Below are 21,996 nucleotides of genomic sequence, written 5' to 3' on the forward strand. Positions count from 1 at the left end.
TTCAGGGACGCGCGGAAGGCGTTGATCCTGGGACAGGGCGAGGCACGCACACCGGCCGCGGAGATCTGCCGGAAGGCCAGGCCTGCCGGGTTCTTCGGTTCGACACCTCGACTTACCAATACAGATGCTGCCGCATCGGACAGGCCGGCCTCGAACGACGGATCAAGGAGATTTGCGAACCCCGTATTCGTTACGGCTTTCGCCGGGTGCGTGTGTTGTTGCGCCGGGAGCGTTGGCAGGTGAACATCGCGGAGTTGCGATGGCTGCGTCACTATCCAGTCCGATTTGTCAACTGGGCATTGCCGCCTGTCCTTTTGCCGAAATACGCGGGCACCAGCGGACCGATACGCGAGACCGGACGTGTATGGCTGCCAAAGGCCGTCGGTAGTTCTCAACCTCGCGGCGTTTCGGTTTATTCGCCGTCACCGTCCGTCCTTGCGACGAATACAGGGAGCAGGCATGCCATGGGCAGTTCGAGAGAAGCGATCATCGACGAGCTGGTCCTTGCCAACCGCATTCTCGCCAACGAGAACGTGCTCGACGCCTTCGGCCATGTCAGCCTGCGCGACCCCGATGATCCTGGGGCGTTCTTTCTGTCGAGGTCGCGGAGTCCCGGACTCGTCGAGGCGCGTGACATAATGCGCTTCGACCTTGAAGCGAACGTGCTGGACGGCGACTTGAAACCGTATCTGGAAACGGTGATCCACGCCGCCATCTTCAAGGCACGTTCCGATGTGATGTCCGTGGTGCATCATCACGATCCCGCTGTTCTGCCATTTGCCGTCTCTCCGGCAAGACTGCGCCCGGTCTTCCATCTGGGCGCGGTGGCCGGCGCGGAGGTGCCGGTGTGGGACAGCCAGCAGGAATTCGGTGACACGAGCCTTCTGGTCTCCGACATGGCGATGGCGAATTCGCTTGCCCGCGCCATGGGAAGCGGTCCCGCCGTTCTGCTCAAGCGCCACGGCGCCTGTTGCGCGGCCAACAGCCTGAAGCAGGCTGTTTTCGTGGCGATATGCATGCGCGACAATGCACGTCTTCTTGCGGAAGCGCTTGCGCTTGGCGAGCCGTCATATCTGACGCCGGGAGAAATCCGTGCCGCCGCCGCGAAACACGATGGTGGCGCTCCGGTTGAGCGCGCCTGGGAATTCTGGGCCTCCCGGCTGGAGCCCTGAAAAGGATGGCGCCCGCGGTTACGCGATTTCGCCGGCAACGCGTTTCAGTTCGCTTATCAGCGCGCCAATCAACGGTGTCGGTTGGAAATCCTCGCGCATGGTGACGCCAACGGGTCTCGGCCGTTGTCCGATGTTCACCGGCAGGATTTTCAGCAGCCCGGCTTTTATCTCGTAGTGGAGCTGGTGCGGCGACAACGCAGCGATGTAGCGGCTCTCGACGAGCAGCGTGCGCGCCACGATCATCGAGTCGGTCTCGATAACATTCCGGGGAGGAGCCAATCCCTCGTCGGCGATGGCGCCTTCCAGGATGACGCGCAGGGGGACGCCCGCGAAAGGAAGCACCCAGTCCCAGTTCAGGCAGTCGGCAAGCGAGACCTTTTCCTTATATGCAAGCGGGTGGTCGGCTCCTACGGCGAGCGCGGTCACGTCTTCAAACAGTGATATGGAAAAGGTTTCGTTCGCGTCACGGATCGTCCCGACGAGAAGGTCGATATCGCCATGCCTGAGTGCCGCGAGCAGGGACGTGTAGGAACCATCCTCGACCGCGATTTCAGCAGCGGGAAAACGCTCCAGCAATGATTTTAGCGCTAGCGGCACCAAGCGTATCTGGGTTAGTGGCAGCGCGCCAATCCTTATCCGGCCGCCGACCGTGCCAGCAGCACCGCTGGCGAACGCAATCTCTTCCAGGCCCTGACGAATTTCCGACATTGCGAGTTTCGCGCGGCGAACGACGTGATCGCCCGCGGGCGTCGTCCGCATCCCCTGGCCCGTACGGTCGAAAAGATCCTGGCCGAGCCGCGTTTCCAGCATACGCAGCGACCGGTTCAGCGCCGGCTGCGAGATGCCGACCTTCCGCGCCGCGGCGCTGACCGAGCCATGGGCGGCGATATTTACCACCGCGGACAGTTCATGGTCGCTCGCTTGTTCGCTCAGCGGTGCGGTCGCGAAAACTTCTCTTCCAGGCGGTGACAGCGCCGACTCCGCGATGCGCAGCTGATGCAACGCGCGTCTGACGCGTCTAGCGAGGGTTCGGCCGTTGGTATTGCAATGGATGCCGCGCCCGGTCCGCGCAAACAACTCGACGCCGAGTTCCGTTTCCAGCGACTGGATGGAGCGCGTGACCGCCGGCTGGGAAAGATTGAGATGCTGCGCCGCACCGGCCACCGACCCGGCATCGGCGACAGCCGCCATCACGCGCAGTTTCCGCAGCTTGATCAAAGCAGGAGCCTATATCCGCATTGCATTGCTGCCATATAATTTTTGAACTGAATCTCCGTAAATCCTTGTGCTCAAAGAGATTGTGAAGAATAGCCTATAACTAGAATGCATTCATGGAAAGCAGAAATCAATTACATTTCAGCGGCATCTGCGCAAGGCTCGGTTGCGGGCAAAGCAAATCTTGCCCGTTGGGAGGAACTTACGAATGAACGAGACCGCCAGCCAGCCAGCCGAGGATCAGGACTATCTGGACCGGTTGGAACGGCCTGTTCCGGCAGGCGAGGACACGCCGCGATGGGGCAGCGACGTCGTTGCCGCGCTGCTGCGCGATCTCGACATTCCCTATGTCGCGCTGGTGCCCGGTTCGAGCTTTCGCGGGCTTCACGACTCTCTCGTCAACTACCTCGGCAATCGCGATCCGCGCATGGTTCTGTGCCTCCATGAGGAGCATGCGGTGGCGATCGCCGACGGTTACGGCCGCGCGACCGACAGCGCCATTGCGGTGGCGTTGCATTCCAATGTCGGCCTGATGCATGCGGCAATGCCGATCTACAATGCCTGGTGCGATCGCGTTCCGATGCTGATCATCGGTGCGACCGGTCCAGTGGATGCCCACAAGCGTCGCCCGTGGATAGACTGGGTGCATACGTCGCGCGACCAGGCTTCAATCATCCGCAACTACGTGAAATGGGATGACCAGCCGGCTTCGGCCGAGGCGGCGGTGGAATCCCTGCTTCGCGCGCACCAGATTGCAAGCAGCGCGCCTTTCGGCCCGACCTATATCTGCCTGGATGTTACCTGGCAGGAGGAGAAGCTCGACCGGGAGGTGGCGATCCCCGCCGTGAGCCGCTTTGCCCCTCCGCAGCCTCCGGCCGTGTCTGCCGCATCACTCGACGCGGTCATGGCGGCGCTGGGGAACGCGCGCAAGCCTCTGTTCATGTTCGGCCGGGTGTCGCGTGGCGAGGACGCCTGGGATACGCGGGTCAAACTGGCCGAGGCCGCCGGCGCCGCCGTCATCACCAGCATTCACAATCCCGCGGCTTTTCCCACGGACCATCCCCGGCACTTGCTGCCGGTCTGCGGTGAACAGCGTTCCGAGGCGGAGATGCGGCTCGTCGAGGAATCCGACCTGATCGTCAGTTTCGACTGGATGGATCTGGCGGGATATCTGCGCAGCTGCACGGACCGCTCGCAAACCCAGCAACCCGTCGATACCACTGTCGTCCACGTGTCGCTCGACAGCCTCGTCGCCAATGGCTGGAGCATGGATCATCAGGCTCTGCCGGCCGCCGATATCAATCTTCTTGCCCATCCGGACAGCTTTGCAGCCGATCTCCTCGGCCGCATCTCCGGGACGGGTGTAATGCCCGCGGACGGATGGGACTTCGGCGGCCCGCACTGGACTTCGCGCCTGCCGGACGAGCCGGTGGGCGACCGTGACGGCTGCATGGCGATCGGGGATTTTGCCATGATCCTGCGCCGGTTCGGCGCGGAGAACGACGCCACATTCGTGCGCTATCCCTTGGGCTGGCCGCGTGCGGCCAGCCGGTTCGACCATCCTCTCTCCTATCTCGGCAAAGATGGTGGTGCGGCCGTCGGCGTCGGTCCCGGCCATGCGGTCGGCGCCGCGCTTGCCCTGCGCAACAGCGGCCGCCTCGTCACGGCGGTTCTCGGAGACGGCGACACGCTGATGGGCATCAACGCATTATGGACAGCGAGCCATCTCGACCTGCCGCTCCTGATCGTGGTCGCCAACAACCGGTCCTATTTCAATGACGAATTGCACCAGGAACGAGTCGCGACAGCGCGAGGACGTCCGGCAGAAAACCGCTGGATCGGGCAGCGGCTGACAGACCCGGAAGTCGATATCTGCGCCATGGCGCGCGCCCAGGGGTTTGAAGCGCTCGGGCCGCTGTGCGGTCACCGGGAATTCGCCGCAGCGCTGGAACACGCGGCAGAGACGGTCAAGGCGGGCGGAAGGGTTCTGATAGATGCCCGCATCGAGGAAGGTTACGGCACGGATTTCGGTTTGTAGCCGCAGGTACGATGCGAAGAGGAGGTCAGGACGCAAGGCACCTTATAGAGTTCAACAATACCAACGGGAGGAATGAACAGATGAACACGATTTTCAAGACACTACTGAAACTGGCCGCCTCAACGGCTCTGATCGTGTCGGCCGGTGCCGCATGGGCGGAGTTCCCCGAAAAGCCGATCACCATGTATATCGGCTTCAATCCCGGCGGCGCCGTCGATACCACGGCGCGTCTGCTGCAGAAGAACCTCGAGAAGGAACTTGGCGTTCCCGTCGTGGCGGTCCAGAAGCCGGGCGGCGGCGGCACTGTCATGGCCACGACGCTGATGACCGACAAGCCGGACGGCTACACGATCGGCATGGGCGCCAGCGCGGCCTACGTGCTTGCGCCTCAGCTGAACTCGGACATCAAGTACAAGATGATCGACGACTTCGATCACATCGCCACGGTGTCGATTCCGCAGGACGCGCTCGTCGTCAAGGCGGACGCCCCCTGGAACACCTATGAGGAACTGATTGCCGACGCGAAGAACAACGGCAAGACCCTGTCGTTGTCCTCTCAGGTTTCGGTCTCGCGCCTCATGGCCATCGCGATCGAGAAAAAGGAAGGCATCGATATCGACGTGGTCCCGGTCAAGGGCGGTTCGGTCGGCATCCAGCAGGTGCTCGGCGGTCACACAGACATGACATGGGGCGCCTCCGGCTGGCACGCCCAGGTCAAGGCTGGCGACATGAAGCCGCTGCTTTCGCTCGGTTATGAGCGTAACGCCGACTTCCCGGACATTCCGACCGCGCAGGAACTCGGCATCGATTACGCTTTCGTCGACACCTTCATGCTGTCCGCGCCCAAGGGCGTGCCCGATGACGTGCTGAACACGCTGGCCACCGCCGTGGAAAGGGCGTTGACGCCGGAACTGCGCGCGGAATTGCAGTCCAAGATGTACCTGAGTGCCGACTACCGCGGCCCCGAGGCGACGGACGAGTATCTGCAAATGCAGTTTGACCAGGTGAAGCCGTTCATTGAAATCATGATGAGCGAAGACGCGAAGTAGGCGTCCGGGGAAAAGGGGGTAATCGCGTGCATCGTACAGATATCCTGTCTGGACTGTTGCTGGCCTTTGCAGGCTTGCTGACGATCTACGTGATTATCCCCACCCAGATCAGCGGCCATTCCGACTATGGCCTCGCGCCGGACTTCTTTCCGCGGGTGCTCGCATGGTTCTTCGTCATACTGTCGGTCACGCTTGTCGGCCACAGATTGTTCCAGTTGATGACGTCGAAGCCCGCCACGGAAAATGACGAGCCGCCAATGCATGTGCATGACTGGCTCTTCATCGCCGGTTTCGCGGCCTTCATGGTCGCCATATACGCGCTCGTGGATTTCGCCGGGTTCATTGTCGGCGGTGCAATTGGCATTGCGGTGGTTTCGTCCCTGATGGGGGATCTGCGCAAGCATCCCTTCCGCCTCGCGACGATATCGCTGATCGTGCCGGTCGCCGTCTACTACGCCTTCAAGAAGTTTTTCTTCGTATTCCTGCCATAGGACCAGGGAAGCAGCGCTGTGGAAACCATACTCGCAGGCGTCGCGGACGCCTTTACGCTGACAAACCTTCTCTACATTGCCCTTGGCGTGTTCATGGGCATCATGGTCGGTGCCATCCCGGGTCTAAACGGGCCGATGGCGATCGCCGTTGCCGTGCCGCTGACCTATTACATGTCGGCCCTGACGGCCATCGCCTTCCTTATCGGGATCAACAAGGGAGGCACTTTCGGCGGGTCTGTCGCGGCGATATTGCTCAATACGCCCGGCTCTCCGGAATCGACATCCACGGCGCTGGACGGCTACCCGCTGGTCAAGAAGGGCAAGGGACTGAAAGCGTTGAAGATGGCGCTCTACGCCTCCGTGACCGGCGACATACTGAGCGATCTCGTGTTGTTCACGGTGGCCGCGCCCCTGGCCATCATCGCGCTGAAGATGGGGCCTGCGGAAATGGCGTCGATCTTCCTGTTCTCACTGACAATCATCGCCGGCCTGTCGGGCAAGTCGCTGCTGCGCGGCCTGATCGCCGCCGTGCTCGGCGCCTTCCTGTCGACGGTAGGCCTCGACATCGAGACCGCGCAGCCGCGCCTGACGCTCGGCCTGAACGAGCTGATCGAGGGCATCCCGATCATTCCGCTGACGATCGGACTGCTGGCACTCTCCGAAATCATCATCCAGATCGAGGCCCGGTTCCTCAAGCGTGAGCAGCATGCGCCTGCCCAAGACGTGTTCGGCCGCTCGATCCCGCGCGAAAACAAGCGGGTCAGTCTCGCCGAATACAGGCAATGCCTGCCGACGATACTGCGTTCTGCGGCCATCGGCACCGGCGTTGGCGCGGTGCCGGGCATTGGCGCCATCGTCGCCGGTTTCCTCGGCTACGCGGCCGCCAAGCGCGCAGCGAAGAACCCCGAGGAATTCGGCACCGGCAAGCTGGAGGGTGTCGCGGCGACCGAGGCCGCGAACAGCGCCGTCGTCGGCGCCAACCTGATACCCTTGCTCGCGCTCGGCATTCCGGGCAGCCTTTCCGCCGCGATCCTGATCGGAGCTTTCCTGATCCACGGTGTCGAGCCGGGGCCGCTGATCTTCCGCGAGCACGGCCAGCTCGTCTACGGGATATTCGCCGCGATGTTCATGGCGAACTGGATCAATTTCGGTATCGCCAATGTCGGGCTCCGGCTGTTCGCGCTGATCGTCAGCCTGCCGAAATCCGTCATCCATCCTGTTGTTGTTGTACTGTGTATCGCCGGAGCCTTCGCCAACGGCAACTCGATGTTCTCCGTCGCCGTCATGATGGTGTTCGCCGTAATCGGCTATTTCATGCGCAAGCTCGACTTCTCCATCGCGACCTTCATTATCGGCTTCGCTCTCGGCGGCACGTTCGAACAATCAGTGCGCCAGGCGATGATCCTGTTCCAGGATCGTCCAGCCGATCTGCTGCAGCATCCGATCGTCCTGTTCTTCATTGCGCTGACCGTATTCTCGCTGTGGCGCATCCTCAGGTCGAGCATGCGTAGCGCCCCGCTCCCGCAATTCGAAGAAGAGTCCACTGCCCGGGAGGAAAAATCATGAACAGCAAGACCCCGCGGGGCAGCCAGCGACCGAGGCTGCCGGAAAGCCGAAACCTCTATTACGGCGGAGAATGGAAGCCGGCGAACAGTGGCCGCCGCGAGGAATGTTTCAGCCCCGCCACAGGCGAGAGCTTTGGATCCGTCGCCTATGGCGATGCATCCGACATGGAAGCGGCGATCTCTGCGGCAAAATCCGCTTTTGCGGCCTGGCGCGACACTCCGCCTTTAGAGAGGGCGGGGCGGCTGCGGGAAATCGCGGCCGTAATGCGTGAACACAAGGAAGAACTGGCACTCGTCGACGCCGCAGACTCCGGCAACCCGGTCGCGGCCATGCTCAAGGACATCGACATCGCGACCAGCCAGCTTGACTACTTCGCCGGCCTCGTCCTCGAGATGAAGGGAGACACCATCCCGATGGGACCGGACGCGGTCAACATGACGGTGCGCGAGCCGCTGGGTGTCGTCGGACGCATCGTCGCTTTCAACCATCCGCTGATGTTCTGCGCCTCGAAGGCTGCCGCGCCGCTGGCGGCCGGCAACACGGTGGTCATGAAGCCCGCCGAACAGGCTCCGCTTTCGGTCCTGCGCTGGCTGGAACTGATCGACGGCATTCTTCCTCCCGGCGTGCTCAACGTCGTCCATGGGGGACCGGAAGCGGGACAGGCACTGGCCAGTCATCCCGACGTTGCCAAGGTGGGGCTGATCGGCAGCGTGCCGACCGGCCGGGCGGTCATGCAGGGGGCCTCGGCCACCATCAAGGACGTCATTCTCGAACTCGGCGGCAAGAACGCGCTGATCGCCTGTCCCGACGCCGATATCGAAAAGACAGCCAAGGGAATCGTCGCTGGCATGAATTTCGCCTGGTGCGGCCAGTCCTGCGGTTCGACCAGTAGGGTTTTCATCCACAATGACATCCACAACGCGGTGCTGGACCGGGTGGTCGAGATGGTCCAGGCATTCAAGCCCGGCGATCCGACGGATTATTCGACGACGATGGGTGCCCTGATCAGTGCGAAGCAGCGGGATCGCGTGCTCGGCTATATCGAGGGCGCCCGACGCGAAGGCGCGCGACTGGTGGCTGGCGGTGGCGTGCCCGACGACCCGGCGCTGGCCAGGGGCAATTTCGTCGAGCCAACCATCTTCGCCGACGTGACCACGGACATGACGATTGCCCGCGAGGAGATATTCGGTCCGGTGCTGTCGGTGTTTCGCTGGACCGACGAGGACGACGTGATGGAGAAGGCCAATGACGTCGAATACGGCCTGACCTGCTCCATCTGGACCCGCGACCTTGCACGCGCCCACCGCATGGCGCGCCGGGCGGAAGCCGGCTTCGTCTGGGTTAACAAGTCGGCGGCGCATTTCCTCGGTGCGCCTTTCGGCGGCGTCAAGCAATCGGGAATAGGGCGCGAGGAATGCATCGGCGAAATGCTCTCCTTCACGCGCGAGAAGAACATCCACATCGCGCTGGACTAGAGACGTGTCGTCGCAATTTCGATGGAAAACAGCCGCGGGAACGCTCGCAATCGCTACCGTCGGCGGCTTTCTCGCCAGCCTTGCGGGACTGCCGCTGCCGTGGCTGATCGGTGCCCAGATCGCGCTGTGCATCGTCGCCCTGATGCGGATCGACATATTCGGCGCACCACCCCAGTGGCCCCGCGCCAGCCGCGACCTTTTCTTGCCGGTCCTGGGAGTGATGATCGGTACATCCTTTTCCGCTGAAGTGCTGGAAGGGATACCGCAATGGTGGCCCAGCCTGCTCGCGCTGTCGGCATTCATTGTGGTCGTGCATGGCATCGTGTTTTTCATCTTTCGCCGCATAGGGGGATACGACAACGCCACCGCGTTTTTCGCTTCTTTTCCCGGTGGCTTCGTCGAGGCGACCATTCTTGGCGAGGAGGCAGGCGGCAATCAGCAGGTTATCGTCATTCAGCATTTCCTGCGTATCTCGTTGATCGTCTTCCTGGTGCCACTGATCTTCTGGGCAGTCAGCGGGACGGTGGTTGGAAGCGCTGCGGGCGTGACCATGGGCGGGGTTACGGGGCCGGCCCGACCGGTCGACTTTGCCGTGCTCGCGGTCGCCGGGGTCGTCGGCACGCTGGTTGCGCGGCGGCTGAGATTGCCGGCCAAGGACATTTCGGGAGCGATTGCCGCCAGCGCTTTCGTTCACATAATGGGCTGGGCTGATGGAGCCCTGCCGCCGGCGCTGATCGCGCTGACGCAGCTGATGATCGGCACCGCTCTCGGGGTTGGCTTCACCGGCGTCTCGCGCAGCGAGATCCTGCGGGCGACCGGCCTTGCATTCCTGGCCTTCGGCCTCGTTTTCCTCGGCGCAGTCGGCTGCGGATACTTCCTTCAGGATCTCACGGGCACGTCGCTGGAGGCGCTGATCCTTTCCTTCGCGCCCGGAGGGCTGGCCGAAATGAGCCTGATCGCCCTGTCGCTGCATCTGAGCGTACCCTTCGTGACGCTGCACCATCTGTACCGCATCTTTTTCACCGTGGCGGTGCTGCCGCAGTTATACCGCCTCATAGAACGCGGCGGCGCGCCGGAAGCATGAGGGACACGTGAAAAGGCCCGGCAGGCAATTGCCCGCCGGGCCAGGTTGCGTCCGGGGTCCCTGTCCCAGCCTACTGCCCGTATTTGTCGGGCGTCTTCACGAATTCCTCCAGATCGGGGATCTCGTCGATGAAGCCGTAACGCTTGGCCAGTTCTGCGCCCATCTCGAAATCGGTCGCGGAAAGCGTCGTGTTCCAGAACGGCAAGGCCATCGAGTGGGCTACCTTGGGATTGGCGTTCTCGTTGAACTTTGGAAACGAGTCGCGCACTTCTTGCGGGTTCTCCGAGGCGAATTCCATCGCCTTGTTGATGGCCCGAGTGAAGGCCGCGACAACGTCTGGACGCTGTTCGATCAGCTTGTCGGAGGTGAAATAGGCCGACATCAGGAAGCTAGGTCCCGTCTCGATCAGGGGATGCATGATGACGCGGGTGTCGCCAAACATGTCGCCCACGGTCACGAAGGGCTCGACCACCCAGGCAGCGTCGACCTGGCCCTGATTGACCGCGCCGACCGCATCCGGGAACTGGACCTCGATGAAATTCACCTGCTCCTGCGGGTTTTCGACGCCGGCATTCTCCAGCGCGCGCAGCAGCACCATGTGGGGCGTGTTGTTGAGCGTGTTGACCGAAACGGTCTTACCAATCAGGTCGGTCGCCTCCCGGATGTCACTGTCGATCTTCACGATGACGCCGTCCCAGGCAGTCTCGACGTCCGGCGAACCAACGACCGCCTTGGCTATGGCGCTGACACCCAGACCGCGCGAGCGTGCGATCAGCAACGATGTCTGGTTGGAGAAGCCGAAGTCGAACTCTTGGGCGACAACGGCGGTGACGATATCCTGCCCCCCCGGTTCGGGTTTCAGCTCGACCTCCAGTCCCTCGTCCTTGAACCAACCTTTCTCCACGGCCAGGAAGGCCGGGATCAGCGGCGCGATCGGAATGGTGCCGAGCGTGACGCGGTAGGGATTGTTCGGATCGAGCGGCTTGTCGTCCTGCGCCGCCCCCGGCGCGATGCCGGCTGCAACGAACGCCACGGCCAGCGCCACCGCGAGCGGCGCCCTGATGCCGATCGCTCGACGGGTTATCTTGCGCGGATGCATGTCCGCGCACATAGGCGTGTTCATAGGCTCCTCCCATGCAATGCGCGGCCGCATTGCGCCGCGATCCCACTAAAATCGCATGATCGCCCGGCCGGACCCACTACAAATGACTAATGGCAGCGCTGCAAAAATGTGGTCGCCGACCACCGGCATCCGGCGACGCAGCAAATTCGAAGGGCAGCCCTAAGCAAACTGTTGTGGGTTTGCCACAACGCGTCGTGCCATCAATCGCACATGCATGCGCACGGGGCGCTGCCGAGAGGACAGATGGCAAAAGAACCGAACGCGGATATCGACACGCGGGATGCCGCCCGGAACGGGACGGGCATCGCCGTCGTGCTGACCGGGGACGCGGCACTGCCGTGGCTCGGCACCTTTGCGTTCGTCGCCCTAGTCGAGTTCGTTACGCGATCCGGTATCGTGCCGCAGCAGTTCTTCCCCGCGCCGACCACCATGTTTGCCACGCTGGCGGCGCAATTCGCGCTACCGGACTTCTGGCTGGCATTGTGGAACACGCTCTGGACCTGGGCAGCGAGCCTCCTCATTGCCTCAACGCTCGGCATTGCGCTTGGCGTCGCCATGGGGGCGTCGCGCCTTCTCTTCGCAGCGCTGCGGCTGATAGTGGAGTTCCTGCGCCCGATTCCGTCCGTCGCGCTCATTCCGGCGGTGATCCTCGTCATCGGCATCAACTACGAGAGCAAGATATTTCTCGCCGCATTCGCCGCATTCTGGCCCGTCCTGATCCAGTCGATCTACGGCATGCACGATGTTGAGCCGGTGGCGGTCGAGACGGCTAGATCATTTGGCTTCGGACGCGCCGCCCGGCTGGCACTGGTCTCGCTGCCGCTGGCGCTGCCCTACATCGCCACCGGCGTGCGGATCGGCGCGGCCGTGGCACTGATCATCGTCGTGACGATGGAGATCGTCATCGGCGTCCCGGGACTGGGCAAGATCATCCTCGAGGCACGCCAAGGAGCCAATGTCGAACGCGCCTACGCACTGATACTAGCCTCCGGCCTGCTCGGATGGGGCCTGAACACGGCATTGGCCCGCCTAGAGTCGAAACTCCTTTTCTGGCACCCGTCCTACAGGAGGGCACACGCATGAAACCGCGCCTGACCGTCCTGCTGATCGCGCTCGAAATCGCCACGCCGCTGGCGCTGGTCGCCGCCTATGCGCTGTGGGCCGGACCGCGCGACGACTTCTTCTTTCCGCCTCTTCGCGAGGTTCTTTCGGTCTTCATGGCGGACTGGCTGGGGGAACGGCTGTCAAGCGACATATGGCCGAGCATCCGGCGCATCCTGATCGGTTTCACCCTGTCAGCGGCGCTTGCAGTCGGCCTCGGCATATTGTGCGGCCTTTCGCGGCGAACGCGCCTCGCCGTGACTCCGCTGATCGAGTTCTTCCGCGCGCTGCCGCCGCCGGCGCTGCTGCCGCTGACATTGCTGGTCCTCGGCGTGGGCGACAGCGCCAAGATCCTGCTGATCGCGCTCGTATGCGTCTTCCCGATCCTGCTCAACACGATTGCCGGCATTTCCGGAATCGACCCGACCCTGCGCGAGACGGCCCGCGTGTTCGGCATCACCCGGCGCGACACGCTGTTGCACGTCATCATTCCGGGTGCGATGCCCAGCATTTTCGCCGGTCTCAGGACAAGCATGTCGCTTGCCGTGATCATGATGGTGATCAGCGAGTTCGTGGCGGCCTCGAACGGCATCGGCTTCGGCATATGGCAGGCAAAGCGGCTGTTCGACATTCCCGCCATGTGGGCCGGCATCATCCTGCTTGGCATACTCGGCTACGGCCTGAACATGACGCTGCTGCTGGTCGAGCGCCGGGTGCTCGCCTGGCACCGCGGCGCGCGCGCTGCCGCGCACTAGCTCCCGGGGAGGAAAGAGGTGCTTCGCGTCGAGAAGTTGAGCAAGAGTTTCGGAACGGTACGCGCCATCGCGGATATATCCGTCGAATTTTCACAGGGCGCGTTCACCTGCATCGTCGGCCCGTCGGGATGCGGCAAGACCACCCTGCTGAAGTGTCTTTCCGGGCTGGTCCCCCCCAGCTCGGGCCGGGTGATCCTCGACGGCGTGCCGGTCACGAAACCGCCGAAGAAGATGGCACTGGTCTTCCAGGACTACTCGCGCTCGCTCTTTCCCTGGATGACCGTGCGCCAGAACGTGGCCTTTCCACTGCGCAACAAGGGCCTAACCGCCGACGACGCGCAACGCCTCGTCCGGGAATCTCTGGAGGCCGTCGGGCTGACCGAAGCGACGGACCGCTATCCCTGGCAGCTTTCGGGCGGAATGCAGCAGCGCACCTCGATAGCCCGGGCCATCGCCTACCAGCCGGAAATACTGCTGATGGACGAGCCGTTCGCCTCGGTCGACGCGCAGACGCGCTCGGACCTCGAGGACCTGATGCTGTCGATCAAGGCGCGCTACGGCATGACGATCCTGTTCGTCACGCACGACATCGACGAGTCCGTCTATCTGGGTGACCGGATCGTCGTGCTGGGCGCGCCGCCGACGACGGTGCAGGAAGTGCTCGACGTACCGCTACCCGGGCACCGCGACCAGATCACCACCAAGGCCGATCCGCGGTACCTGCGCCTGCGCGAACATGTCTATCGGGAAATCATGCGCCCCCGGCAGGACCGGAACGGCTAAACGGGAAAGAGGAGAAAGAAATGGCGACCATCGCGGGAGGAATCGGCGTGCCACATACGCCCTATTTCCCCAGATTTGCCGCAGCGGAGGGGCCGGACGGCGAGATAAACCGTCAATTCGGCAAGGTGCGCGCGGAACTTCAGCGCCACGATCCGGACGTGATCGTGATCGTCGACACCGACCACTTCAACACCTTCTATTTCGACAATTTTCCCACCTTCGCAATCGGCTGCGACCACACCTTCTACGGCCCCGTCGACGACGTGGCACTGATGCCGCCGCGTGACATCGGCTCGAACAAGGCCCTGGCGCTGCATCTGCACCGTCGGCTCGTCGCGCAGGAATTCGACACGGCACTAGTGACCAACTACCGGGTGGGCCATTCGATCGGCGTGCCGTTCTATTTCCTGACGCCGGACCTCGACATCCCGATCATTCCGGTCTTTCTCAACGGGCACCTGCCGCCGATGCCGCTCGCCTCGCGATGCCATACCTTCGGCCGTGCGCTCCGTCAGGCGATCCTTTCCTGGCCGGAAGACATCCGCGTCGAGGTCATCGGCACTGGCAGCTTCTCGCTCGACGTGGCCGGACCGAAAATGTTTCCCGGCGAGAACTACGGCGTGCCGGACCTGCCTTGGGCAAAGCGCGTCATCGAACTGATGTTGGCCGGTGACATGGACACCCTTCTGTCGGAAGCGACGGAGGAGCGAATGCTGGCCGCAGGAAATGTCGGCGGCGAACTGCTCAACTGGATCGCGATGATCGGCGCGGTCGGCAACGACCGGGCATCCTGGATCGACCTGCAGGAGATACGTGGCCACGCCTACGGCGTCTGGGAAGCGGGAGGAAACCGATGAGCATCTATGCCGTGAACCGAATGTGCCACCAGCTCATGCACGACAAGAATCACCGCTACGCGATGCAGAACTATCCCGAGCAGGTCGTCGCCCGGCTCGACTTGACCGACGAGGAGCGCGAGGCCGTGCTGGCCGGCGATGTCGGCAGGCTCTACCTGATGGGCGCCAACGCCTTCCTGCTGGGCTACCTCACCCGCTTCGAAGTGCTCGGCCTGACCCTGCCCGTCTACAACGAGCGCATGCGCGCCGTCGACGGGCTGACGCCGAAGACCGACCTGTGAATCCGGCAACACCAAAGCCCGAGAAAGGCCCTCCGAATGAGTAACTTGCAATTGTCCATGGCAGTAGGCGACTATGACCGCGTTCGCCCGCTGTTCGACGGCGAAGTGCAAATCGACGGGGTCGATCCCGTCTTCCTGCGGCTGTCCCCGGAGGAAATATTCTTCCGCGCCTTCCGCCACGCCGATTTCGACATCTGCGAATTGTCCCTCAGCTCCTTTGCCGTGAAGACGGCGCGCAACGACTGCCCCTATGTCGGAATTCCGGTCTTTCCCTCGCGAGCCTTCCGGCACACCTCGATCTATGTGCGCAAGGACCGCGGAATCGACGCCCCGGCGGCGCTGAAGGGAAAACGTGTCGGCGTACCGGAGTACCAGCTGACCGCCAATGTGTGGGCGCGCGCGCTGCTGGAAGACGAGTACGGCGTCAGGCCGGCCGACATAGAGTGGGTGCGCGCCGGCATCGAGCAGCCGGGACGGCCGGAAAAGATCAAGCTCGACCTGCCCGGCGACGTCATGCTGAGCGATGCGCCGGAGGGCCGCACGCTTTCCGGCATGCTCGCCGCCGGCGAGATAGATGCGCTGATCGGACCGCGCATTCCCTCGTGCTTCGGGCCGGAAAACAAAGTTGGCTGGCTGTTCGACGATCCCAGGGCGGCGGCCCTGGACTACTACCGGCGCACTCGCATTTTCCCGATCATGCATGTCGTCGGCATCCGCCGCGACCTCGTCGACAATCATCCCTGGCTTCCGGCGACCGTGGCCAAGGCTTTCGACGCGGCCAAAAGGGTTTGTGCCGACCGGCTGTCCGACACCTCGGCAACCAAGGTCATGCTGCCCTTCATCGAGGAGCAAATCCACGAGGTGAAAGAACTGATGGGCGAGGACTACTGGTCCTACGGCCTCGGGCCGAATCGGCACGTTCTGGAGACCTTCCTGCGGCATCACCACAGCCAGGGCCTTTCGCCGCGCCAGGTGGCGCCGGAGGAACTGTTCCATCCCAGCACCCTGGAGACCGCCGTCATCTGAGCGTCAGCCGCTTTCCCCATCCTCGCTCAGCTCGGCGAGATCGTCCAAGTCCATGGCCAGTTGCTTCACCACCGAGCGCATCAGGCGCATGATGCCATTCTCGTTGACGAAGGCGCCACGCCCGCACGGGCGGGCCAGATAGAGCGTTCGATGGAGCTGCGGCTCGACGATCCGCCGCGAGACGAGCTTCCCGGCGGCCAGTTCCTGCGCCACTGTGCCGTAGGGAAGGATGCTCGCCGCCGAGCCTTCCATGACAACCCGCTGCGTCGCCTGAAGCGACTGCACTTCGTAGGCGACATTGACACTCAGACCGCGTTCCTGCGCGGCCCGCTCGACAAGGATGCGGATCGGGTCGCGGCTGTGGGCGAGCACGAGCTCCATGCCGAGGAGATCGGCGAAGGATACCGCCGGCGCCGCCGGCGCCATGCGCGGATGGGTCACGAGAAGCAGTTCCTCGACCAGCATCGGCGTGTTCGCGATGGGTGTGTTCGCCGGCAGTTCGTAGGTGAGTGCAAGGTCGATCTCGCCGCGCTGCAGGCTCCCCTCCAAGACGTGGCTCGTTTCCTCGATCAGGCTCAGATAGACATCCGGCAAGTCGCGCCGCACTGCAGTGATGATCTCGGTCCCGACGAGGCGCATGATTGAGGGCGTGACGCCGAACGTCAGCATCTCCTGACGGTTTTCGCCAAACGCCCTTAACTCGGTTTCCGCCTCTTCCATCAGCTGCAGGATTACGCAGGCGCGCTCATAGAGCCTCTGGCCCGCCGGCGTCACTGAGACGCCGCGGGAGTGGCGCTCGAACAGCGGCGTGCCGAGCAGTTCCTCCAGCTGCCTGATCTGGATGCCCAGCGCCGGCTGGGCGACATGCAGCAACGCAGCGGCCTTCGTCATGTTGCCGACCTCGGCAACCTTCACGAAATACCGTAGCTGCCGGTCATTGATGTGCATCTGTCTCGGCCGGGCCTTTCGGGTCGCGCGTCCTAGTCGTCAGCAATACCGTAGCGCGCAAAGGACTGGCAAGGGTACACCGTGAGGGCTATTGGTGAATGGCCGTGTCGCGGCCGGATTGCGCCGAGGAAATCATCGCCTCGACGACGGCGATCCCATTCAGCGCCTGCTGGTTGGTGACTGGATAGGCCCTGCCACCGGCGACGAAGTCGGCGAAGGCCTCCAGTTCCGCTCGTTCCTTGTCGGTACCGACCAGGGGTATGCGTTCCGGATCGTTGCCAAGCTTGCAAATGACGAGGTCGGTGTCGCCGCGCATTTCCAGCCATCCCCGGGTGCCGTAGGCTTGCAGCCGCCAGATCTCGCCGGTCGCGTGATGCGAGGCGAGATAGCCGGTCACCCCGCTGTCAAAACGCAACAGCGCTGAGGTGACGTCGTCGATGTCGACGTCGAGCACCCGCCGTTCGCTGTAGCAGAACACCGACTTGACCGGCCCCGCCATGGAAATCATCGCGTCGAGTGCGTGAATGCCGCGCGCCGTCATCGCGCCGGCCGGGCACTCCGCCCGCTCCGCCCGCCACGTGCCCGGCTTGAGCGCATAGCCCGAGGGACCGGAAAACTGGCCTTCAAGATGCAACATCTCGCCGATCTCGGAGGCGTGCAGCCGCCTGACCATTTCCAGATAGGCCGGCGCGAAGCGGCGGTTGAAGCCGTGAGCGAGCCGGACCTTCGCCTTGTCGCAAGCGGCAATGATCCGCTCTGCGTCGGCGACGGTAAGGGCAAGTGGCTTCTCGATGAACACGTGCTTGCCCGCCTCGGCAGCCATGACTGCGAGATCACGGTGACTGGAATGCGCCGTCGCGATGAGCACGGCATCGATGGCTGGATCCGCCAGCACCTCGTGGTAGTTGCGAATGGCAATGCCGTATTTTTCGCCGAAATCGACATGGCGGTCGGGATTGCGGCTCGCCGCCGCCTTGAACGCGATCTTTTCGCTCTTGCCCTGTACCGATCCAACTAGGCGATCCGCCCATTTGCCGGACCCGAACACTGCGATGTTCAGCATTTCATCTGGCTCCCTTCGTGCGGCAGCGGCAAGGATGCCGTTTAGGAGACGTCAAACCAAATTCTCTCGCTTTGTTCCAAAACATTTGGCGAAGCGCTGCTAGCCTTTTAAAGTTTGATTTCCTCCACAAGCATACAGGCTGGGTATCCGCGGTCCGCACGCCGGTTGCCGCGAGCAGATGCAAGGCTCTGTTGACCAAGGGGATTCCCAAATCAGCGGGGTTCTAATTCCAGGCTTCAATCTGGGAGGCAGTCTTGGCCATAAGGCGTTTTCAAAGCGATTTGACGGACGAGGAAATGGCCATCATCGGTCCGCTTCTGCCGCATAGCAGCGCGCTATGACAAGCTGACACGCAACTTCCTACCCGCTGTCGCCCTTGCCACGCTCATAGCGTTCCCGATCTGAACGAGTCTCGATCCCATTGAGCTTTCATCCAGCGTCGATCGGAGCCTGGTTGGTGTCGACGCGGATTTGCGCAGGTTGCGCAATCGCCTGCGGGGCCCGGGTAACCATCGTCCCGATCCGGTCATGCACGAACAATCAAGCTGGATCACTCGGGCGGGGTGATCAGCACCTCGATGCCGCGATCAGCTTCCCTTTTGCAACCAGAACACGATTTCGGCGAGATATTCCTGCGACGGCAGGAATCAGCCTTGCTCCGACCGACATGTTCCGGCGAGCTGTCCCTCTCCATCGACCATGCGAGTCCTCCCTGAGAGCCATTGACCGGCTCGCATCGGTGGTTACTCTTGCAAAGCTACCATAGTCCGTATCCATGTAAGCCATTGAAAGGACTGGCGCACCCGACAGGATTCGAACCTGTGACCTCTGCCTTCGGAGGGCAGCGCTCTATCCAGCTGAGCTACGGGTGCTCCGGGCGCGGGGCCAAAGCCCGGCCTTGATAACCGAGCAGAACGATTCCTTCAATGCGAAATCGTCCGGCAGTTTCATGTTTCCCGCTCGCGCGGCCGACGCCGTCGCCGCCAGGTTGTGAACTCGTTCCGTACCGGATGGACAGTCTCGCGACATCCGCGCTATCGGCATTGTCGTCGTGGTAGCCTGTCACGGAAACGGGGATGAAGACTCGAGCGATGCTGGCCGCGTTGGCGGCGATCCCGGCCCTGCCATCCGACGCCGGGGAGAACGAAGCCGTACGATTCGCGATCTTTCGCGGCTACACGGCCGCGATCGAGGCAAGCTGTCCGGAATATTTCGCCTATCCGAGCGCTGTATCCGGCGGGCACCTGAGTGCGCGGGACCGGTCGGCAGCGCTGGCGGACGCACCAGCCTGGCGTGTTGAAATGCAACGCAACGTGAAAGCGCTGGGCTGCGACGCAGCCGCTCGGGACGCCATGGCGTTCACCGACCTGAAGTTCGAGCAGGTTTGGGAATACAAGCAATAGACCGTCAGGCCGCGGGGAACATGTCGATATCCCTGACGACACGGTCGCGACCCCGCTCCTTCGCGACGTAAAGGGAACGGTCCGCCGCCCGAAGCACGTCGTCCAGATCCTGCCCGTTGCGGTGGCGAGCGATCCCGATACTGACCGTAACGCCGACCTGTGCAAGATCCATGCTTTCGGCGATTGGGTGGACCCGGGTCCGGATGCGCTCGGCGACAACCTGCGCTGCCGCCGTGTCGGTCCCGTTCAGAAAAACCGCAAACTCCTCGCCGCCCATGCGGGCGGCGACGTCGGCCGATCGCAGGCTGTCGCGAATGACCGCACCGAGCGCGACAAGGACACGGTCACCGACACCGTGCCCGCAAGTGTCGTTGATCTTCTTGAAATGATCGGCGTCGATGAAAAGAAGCGTTCCGGCTCCATGCGGGCACTTCGATGCGGAAATCAGGGTACCGACCGAAGCCATGAACTCGCGACGATTGGCAAGACGCGTCAGATGATCGGTCTGGGATGCCTCCCGCAGCTCCTCGACGAGCCGCGCAACCCTGGTCGACTGCCCCATGAACAGCCAGCTAATCGGAAATGCCACGGCAAAGGTGATGACGGCGGTCAACACAAGGTCCAATACGAGCCGGTCCGCGAAAAACAGGCTGTAGAAGACCAGCGTGAGTATGTCGGCACAGAGAACGGCAACAATCGTCACGAGCACCGATTGCTGCCATGGGTCCAAGCCGCTGAACCATCGGGAATAGGCGCCGCCATCGATCATGAGTCATTTCCCCGAACCATGGCAACATCCTGCACCGCCGCGACAAATAGCGGCCCTACATGCCAATCAAATACTTAATTTTTCGCGCCACGGACCCGGAATCGGCCAGGAAATCCCGCAAACAGCGGGAAACATGCAAGTTCAACCGGTGCAGTAAACCGCCTGTTCAGGAACGATCGGTAGTTTCCGTGGGGTGAGAACATCAAGTTCGCGGAGAATCGAATGACTTTCGATCCGGACACCATGACCTTCCTGCTTCTCGTACTGTTCGGTGCTGCGGGAGCCTATTTCATCGGTTATGCGATGGACGGCGTCATGCAGCAGGACGGATTCGGCGTGCTGATGAATTCGGTTATCCTGATCGCCGGCGGCATCATCGGTTTTCGTGCGAGCAAACTCGTCCATCTTCCATTCGATTCGGTGACGACGACGTCGGTCCTGATCGTCGCGGGCGGCTTTTTCAGCCTTGCGGTGCTGGCCGTCTTCAAGGGGATATTTCGCCGACTGGGTTACTGACGGCGGAAGACGCCGGCCGACAAGAGCGATGGACAAGCCTGCCGCCCGGCAATAACGTCGCGCGATGCACGGCGTTTCGGTATTCGACAGCCGATATTCATGGATACGACTCGCGATCACCCTGCTGATCGCAACCGTCGTCAATGTCGGCATGTGGTCCATCATTTCCGTCATGCCGGATGTGCAGGCGGAATTCGCCACGGCGCGCGCGACCGCCTCGCTGCCATACACACTGACCATGGCGGGCTTCGCACTCGGCAATCTAGCAATTGGCCGGGCCGTGGACCGTTTCGGCATAAGGCGCGCACTTGTCGGCGCGGCGATCCTCCTGGGCGCAAGCTACGCGGCAGCGGCAGCCAGCCCGTCGATTCACGTGCTTTCGGCAGCACAGTTCGCCATCGGCCTGGGAACCGCGGCGGGTTTCGGTCCGCTGATCGCAGACATTTCCCTGTGGTTCCAGCGTCGCCGGGGCATCGCGGTGGCAATAGCGGCAAGCGGCAACTATCTCGCCGGCGCTGTCTGGCCTTCGCTTCTGCAAGGCGTCCAGAGCGAAGGGGGCTGGCGAGCGGTCTACCTGTCCCTTGCCGCAATCATCGTTGCCAGCGTGATACCGCTCTCGCTTCTGCTGGGTCGCCGGATACCGGCAAGCGCCACCGGAGTGCCACTCGCCTCGATCGCGGGGTCCCGCAAGGCAGCGGCCTTCTCGCCACGCACGATGCAATGGCTGCTCGGCCTCGCCGGAATCGGTTGCTGCATCGCCATGTCGATGCCGCAAGTGCACATCGTTTCCCTCTGCGTCGATCTCGGCTTCGGGCCTTCCATCGGCGCGGAGATGCTGTCCGTGATGCTTCTGGGCGGCGTCGCCTCCCGCCTCATTTCGGGAATCGCGGCCGACCGGCTCGGCGGCATGGCGACGCTCCTGATCGGATCGACGCTCCAGTGCATCGCGCTTTTTCTCTACCTGCCCAATGAGGGGCTGGTTTCGCTCTACATGGTCAGCGCCATCTTCGGCCTGTCGCAGGGCGGCATCGTGCCCAGTTACGCACTGATCGTTCGCGAGTACATGCCGGCAAGCGAAGCCGGCACGCGCGTTGGCTTCGTGATGATGGCAACCATCGTGGGCATGGCGGCCGGCGGCTGGATGTCTGGCTGGATCTACGACGTTACAGGTACATACCGCATGGCATTCCTCAACGGGATCGCCTGGAATGTCCTCAACATCGCGATCATCATCATGATCCTGTCGCGCGCCGGCCGCCCGAGGCCGATGGCAGCCTGAAC

General features: G+C 62.7%; 21 protein-coding genes, 1 tRNA gene and 1 pseudogene. 17 read left to right on the top strand and 6 right to left on the bottom strand.

Annotated elements, in window-relative coordinates; genetic code table 11:
• Positions 1-77 precede the first annotated feature (77 nt).
• Together HTY61_RS19720 and HTY61_RS14970 are read left to right on the top strand one after the other, a co-directional pair.
• Positions 78-248, top strand: a pseudogene (locus HTY61_RS19720) (IS3 family transposase); the annotation flags it as partial.
• A 216-nt stretch (positions 249-464) separates the two neighbouring features.
• Positions 465-1,172, top strand: coding sequence for a class II aldolase/adducin family protein (locus HTY61_RS14970; protein WP_175277555.1), 708 nt, complete (start codon positions 465-467; stop codon positions 1,170-1,172).
• Positions 1,173-1,190: 18 nt separating this feature from the next.
• Here HTY61_RS14970 and HTY61_RS14975 read toward each other — a convergent pair whose 3' ends face one another.
• Positions 1,191-2,390 (bottom strand): LysR family transcriptional regulator, encoded by a 1,200-nt coding sequence (locus HTY61_RS14975; RefSeq protein ID WP_175277556.1) that lies wholly within the window; start codon positions 2,388-2,390, stop codon positions 1,191-1,193.
• A gap of 205 nt (positions 2,391-2,595) precedes the next feature.
• Here HTY61_RS14975 and HTY61_RS14980 point away from each other — a divergent pair, with 205 nt between their 5' ends.
• The 6 genes from HTY61_RS14980 to HTY61_RS15005 all read left to right on the top strand — a co-directional run bounded on the left by HTY61_RS14980 (position 2,596) and on the right by HTY61_RS15005 (position 10,090).
• Positions 2,596-4,425 (top strand): thiamine pyrophosphate-binding protein, encoded by a 1,830-nt coding sequence (locus tag HTY61_RS14980; RefSeq protein WP_175277557.1) that lies wholly within the window; start codon positions 2,596-2,598, stop codon positions 4,423-4,425.
• An 80-nt stretch (positions 4,426-4,505) separates the two neighbouring features.
• On the top strand, positions 4,506-5,474 hold the full coding sequence (locus HTY61_RS14985) for a Bug family tripartite tricarboxylate transporter substrate binding protein (RefSeq protein WP_175277558.1): 969 nt from the start codon (positions 4,506-4,508) through the stop codon (positions 5,472-5,474).
• A 26-nt stretch (positions 5,475-5,500) separates the two neighbouring features.
• Positions 5,501-5,965, top strand: coding sequence for a tripartite tricarboxylate transporter TctB family protein (locus tag HTY61_RS14990; protein WP_175277559.1), 465 nt, complete (start codon positions 5,501-5,503; stop codon positions 5,963-5,965).
• 18 nt (positions 5,966-5,983) lie between these two features.
• Positions 5,984-7,531 carry a tripartite tricarboxylate transporter permease gene (locus tag HTY61_RS14995; protein WP_175277560.1) on the top strand — a complete coding sequence of 516 codons (1,548 nt, stop codon included), beginning with the start codon at positions 5,984-5,986 and terminating at the stop codon, positions 7,529-7,531.
• Positions 7,528-9,006: an aldehyde dehydrogenase family protein gene (locus HTY61_RS15000; RefSeq protein WP_175277561.1), complete on the top strand. Its 1,479-nt coding sequence runs from the start codon at positions 7,528-7,530 to the stop codon at positions 9,004-9,006. Before HTY61_RS14995 ends, HTY61_RS15000 begins: the two co-directional genes overlap by 4 nt.
• 4 nt (positions 9,007-9,010) lie before the next feature.
• The gene (locus tag HTY61_RS15005; protein ID WP_175277562.1) at positions 9,011-10,090 is read left to right on the top strand and encodes an AbrB family transcriptional regulator; all 1,080 of its coding nucleotides are present in this window, start codon (positions 9,011-9,013) and stop codon (positions 10,088-10,090) included.
• A 70-nt stretch (positions 10,091-10,160) separates the two neighbouring features.
• Here HTY61_RS15005 and HTY61_RS15010 read toward each other — a convergent pair whose 3' ends face one another.
• Complete coding sequence (locus tag HTY61_RS15010) at positions 10,161-11,213, bottom strand: ABC transporter substrate-binding protein (protein WP_246272818.1); 1,053 nt, start codon at positions 11,211-11,213, stop codon at positions 10,161-10,163.
• Between the two features lie 243 nt (positions 11,214-11,456).
• Here HTY61_RS15010 and HTY61_RS15015 point away from each other — a divergent pair, with 243 nt between their 5' ends.
• Genes HTY61_RS15015 through HTY61_RS15040 form a run of 6 tightly spaced genes read left to right on the top strand, consistent with a single transcriptional unit; the run spans position 11,457 to position 16,016 of the window.
• Entirely contained in the window at positions 11,457-12,296 is an 840-nt protein-coding gene (locus HTY61_RS15015) for an ABC transporter permease (RefSeq protein WP_175277563.1), read from the top strand.
• The gene (locus tag HTY61_RS15020) at positions 12,293-13,069 is read left to right on the top strand and encodes an ABC transporter permease (RefSeq protein WP_175277564.1); all 777 of its coding nucleotides are present in this window, start codon (positions 12,293-12,295) and stop codon (positions 13,067-13,069) included. Before HTY61_RS15015 ends, HTY61_RS15020 begins: the two co-directional genes overlap by 4 nt.
• Before the next feature lie 18 nt (positions 13,070-13,087).
• Complete coding sequence (locus HTY61_RS15025; RefSeq protein ID WP_175277565.1) at positions 13,088-13,852, top strand: ABC transporter ATP-binding protein; 765 nt, start codon at positions 13,088-13,090, stop codon at positions 13,850-13,852.
• 20 nt (positions 13,853-13,872) lie between these two features.
• The gene (locus HTY61_RS15030) at positions 13,873-14,709 is read left to right on the top strand and encodes a DODA-type extradiol aromatic ring-opening family dioxygenase (protein WP_175277566.1); all 837 of its coding nucleotides are present in this window, start codon (positions 13,873-13,875) and stop codon (positions 14,707-14,709) included.
• Positions 14,706-14,990 carry a hypothetical protein gene (locus tag HTY61_RS15035; RefSeq protein WP_175277567.1) on the top strand — a complete coding sequence of 95 codons (285 nt, stop codon included), beginning with the start codon at positions 14,706-14,708 and terminating at the stop codon, positions 14,988-14,990. Before HTY61_RS15030 ends, HTY61_RS15035 begins: the two co-directional genes overlap by 4 nt.
• Positions 14,991-15,047: 57 nt before the next feature.
• The gene (locus HTY61_RS15040; RefSeq protein WP_246272819.1) at positions 15,048-16,016 is read left to right on the top strand and encodes a substrate-binding domain-containing protein; all 969 of its coding nucleotides are present in this window, start codon (positions 15,048-15,050) and stop codon (positions 16,014-16,016) included.
• Between the two features lie 3 nt (positions 16,017-16,019).
• Here the strand turns inward: HTY61_RS15040 and HTY61_RS15045 are convergent, their stop codons facing one another.
• From HTY61_RS15045 to HTY61_RS15060, 3 genes are all read right to left on the bottom strand, one after another.
• Positions 16,020-16,964, bottom strand: coding sequence for a LysR family transcriptional regulator (locus HTY61_RS15045; RefSeq protein ID WP_175277569.1), 945 nt, complete (start codon positions 16,962-16,964; stop codon positions 16,020-16,022).
• 88 nt (positions 16,965-17,052) lie between these two features.
• Entirely contained in the window at positions 17,053-18,027 is a 975-nt protein-coding gene (locus HTY61_RS15050) for a Gfo/Idh/MocA family protein (protein WP_175277570.1), read from the bottom strand.
• Positions 18,028-18,822: 795 nt separating this feature from the next.
• Positions 18,823-18,899: transfer RNA gene (locus HTY61_RS15060), tRNA-Arg, on the bottom strand.
• Between the two features lie 204 nt (positions 18,900-19,103).
• On the opposite strand from HTY61_RS15060, the gene HTY61_RS15065 reads away from it, so the two are divergent.
• Positions 19,104-19,430, top strand: coding sequence for a hypothetical protein (locus tag HTY61_RS15065; RefSeq protein ID WP_175277571.1), 327 nt, complete (start codon positions 19,104-19,106; stop codon positions 19,428-19,430).
• 4 nt (positions 19,431-19,434) lie between these two features.
• On the opposite strand, the gene HTY61_RS15070 is transcribed toward HTY61_RS15065, so the two are convergent.
• Positions 19,435-20,199: a GGDEF domain-containing protein gene (locus tag HTY61_RS15070; RefSeq protein ID WP_175277572.1), complete on the bottom strand. Its 765-nt coding sequence runs from the start codon at positions 20,197-20,199 to the stop codon at positions 19,435-19,437.
• Between the two features lie 222 nt (positions 20,200-20,421).
• Here HTY61_RS15070 and HTY61_RS15075 point away from each other — a divergent pair, with 222 nt between their 5' ends.
• Positions 20,422-20,715, top strand: a complete 294-nt coding sequence (locus HTY61_RS15075; protein ID WP_175277573.1) for a hypothetical protein — start codon at positions 20,422-20,424, stop codon at positions 20,713-20,715.
• A 64-nt stretch (positions 20,716-20,779) separates the two neighbouring features.
• Positions 20,780-21,994 (top strand): MFS transporter, encoded by a 1,215-nt coding sequence (locus HTY61_RS15080; protein WP_175277574.1) that lies wholly within the window; start codon positions 20,780-20,782, stop codon positions 21,992-21,994.
• Positions 21,995-21,996 lie beyond the last annotated feature (2 nt).

Origin of the sequence: Oricola thermophila (assembly GCF_013358405.1) — a bacterium.
GTDB lineage: Bacteria > Pseudomonadota > Alphaproteobacteria > Rhizobiales > Rhizobiaceae > Oricola > Oricola thermophila.

Bases quoted from the DNA above. Each gene is read 5' to 3' on its own strand.
- HTY61_RS15015 (WP_175277563.1), top strand. From the start codon at position 11,457: ATGGCAAAAGAACCGAACGCGGATATCGACACGCGGGATGCCGCCCGG.
- HTY61_RS15040 (WP_246272819.1), top strand. From the start codon at position 15,048: ATGGCAGTAGGCGACTATGACCGCGTTCGCCCGCTGTTCGACGGCGAA.
- HTY61_RS14970 (WP_175277555.1), top strand. From the start codon at position 465: ATGGGCAGTTCGAGAGAAGCGATCATCGACGAGCTGGTCCTTGCCAAC.
- HTY61_RS15035 (WP_175277567.1), top strand. From the start codon at position 14,706: ATGAGCATCTATGCCGTGAACCGAATGTGCCACCAGCTCATGCACGAC.
- HTY61_RS15020 (WP_175277564.1), top strand. From the start codon at position 12,293: ATGAAACCGCGCCTGACCGTCCTGCTGATCGCGCTCGAAATCGCCACG.
- HTY61_RS15050 (WP_175277570.1), bottom strand. From the start codon at position 18,027: ATGCTGAACATCGCAGTGTTCGGGTCCGGCAAATGGGCGGATCGCCTA.
- HTY61_RS15065 (WP_175277571.1), top strand. From the start codon at position 19,104: ATGAAGACTCGAGCGATGCTGGCCGCGTTGGCGGCGATCCCGGCCCTG.
- HTY61_RS14985 (WP_175277558.1), top strand. From the start codon at position 4,506: ATGAACACGATTTTCAAGACACTACTGAAACTGGCCGCCTCAACGGCT.
- HTY61_RS15010 (WP_246272818.1), bottom strand. From the start codon at position 11,213: ATGAACACGCCTATGTGCGCGGACATGCATCCGCGCAAGATAACCCGT.
- HTY61_RS15070 (WP_175277572.1), bottom strand. From the start codon at position 20,199: ATGATCGATGGCGGCGCCTATTCCCGATGGTTCAGCGGCTTGGACCCA.
- HTY61_RS15030 (WP_175277566.1), top strand. From the start codon at position 13,873: ATGGCGACCATCGCGGGAGGAATCGGCGTGCCACATACGCCCTATTTC.
- HTY61_RS15000 (WP_175277561.1), top strand. From the start codon at position 7,528: ATGAACAGCAAGACCCCGCGGGGCAGCCAGCGACCGAGGCTGCCGGAA.
- HTY61_RS15075 (WP_175277573.1), top strand. From the start codon at position 20,422: ATGACTTTCGATCCGGACACCATGACCTTCCTGCTTCTCGTACTGTTC.
- HTY61_RS15045 (WP_175277569.1), bottom strand. From the start codon at position 16,964: ATGCACATCAATGACCGGCAGCTACGGTATTTCGTGAAGGTTGCCGAG.
- HTY61_RS15080 (WP_175277574.1), top strand. From the start codon at position 20,780: ATGCACGGCGTTTCGGTATTCGACAGCCGATATTCATGGATACGACTC.
- HTY61_RS14980 (WP_175277557.1), top strand. From the start codon at position 2,596: ATGAACGAGACCGCCAGCCAGCCAGCCGAGGATCAGGACTATCTGGAC.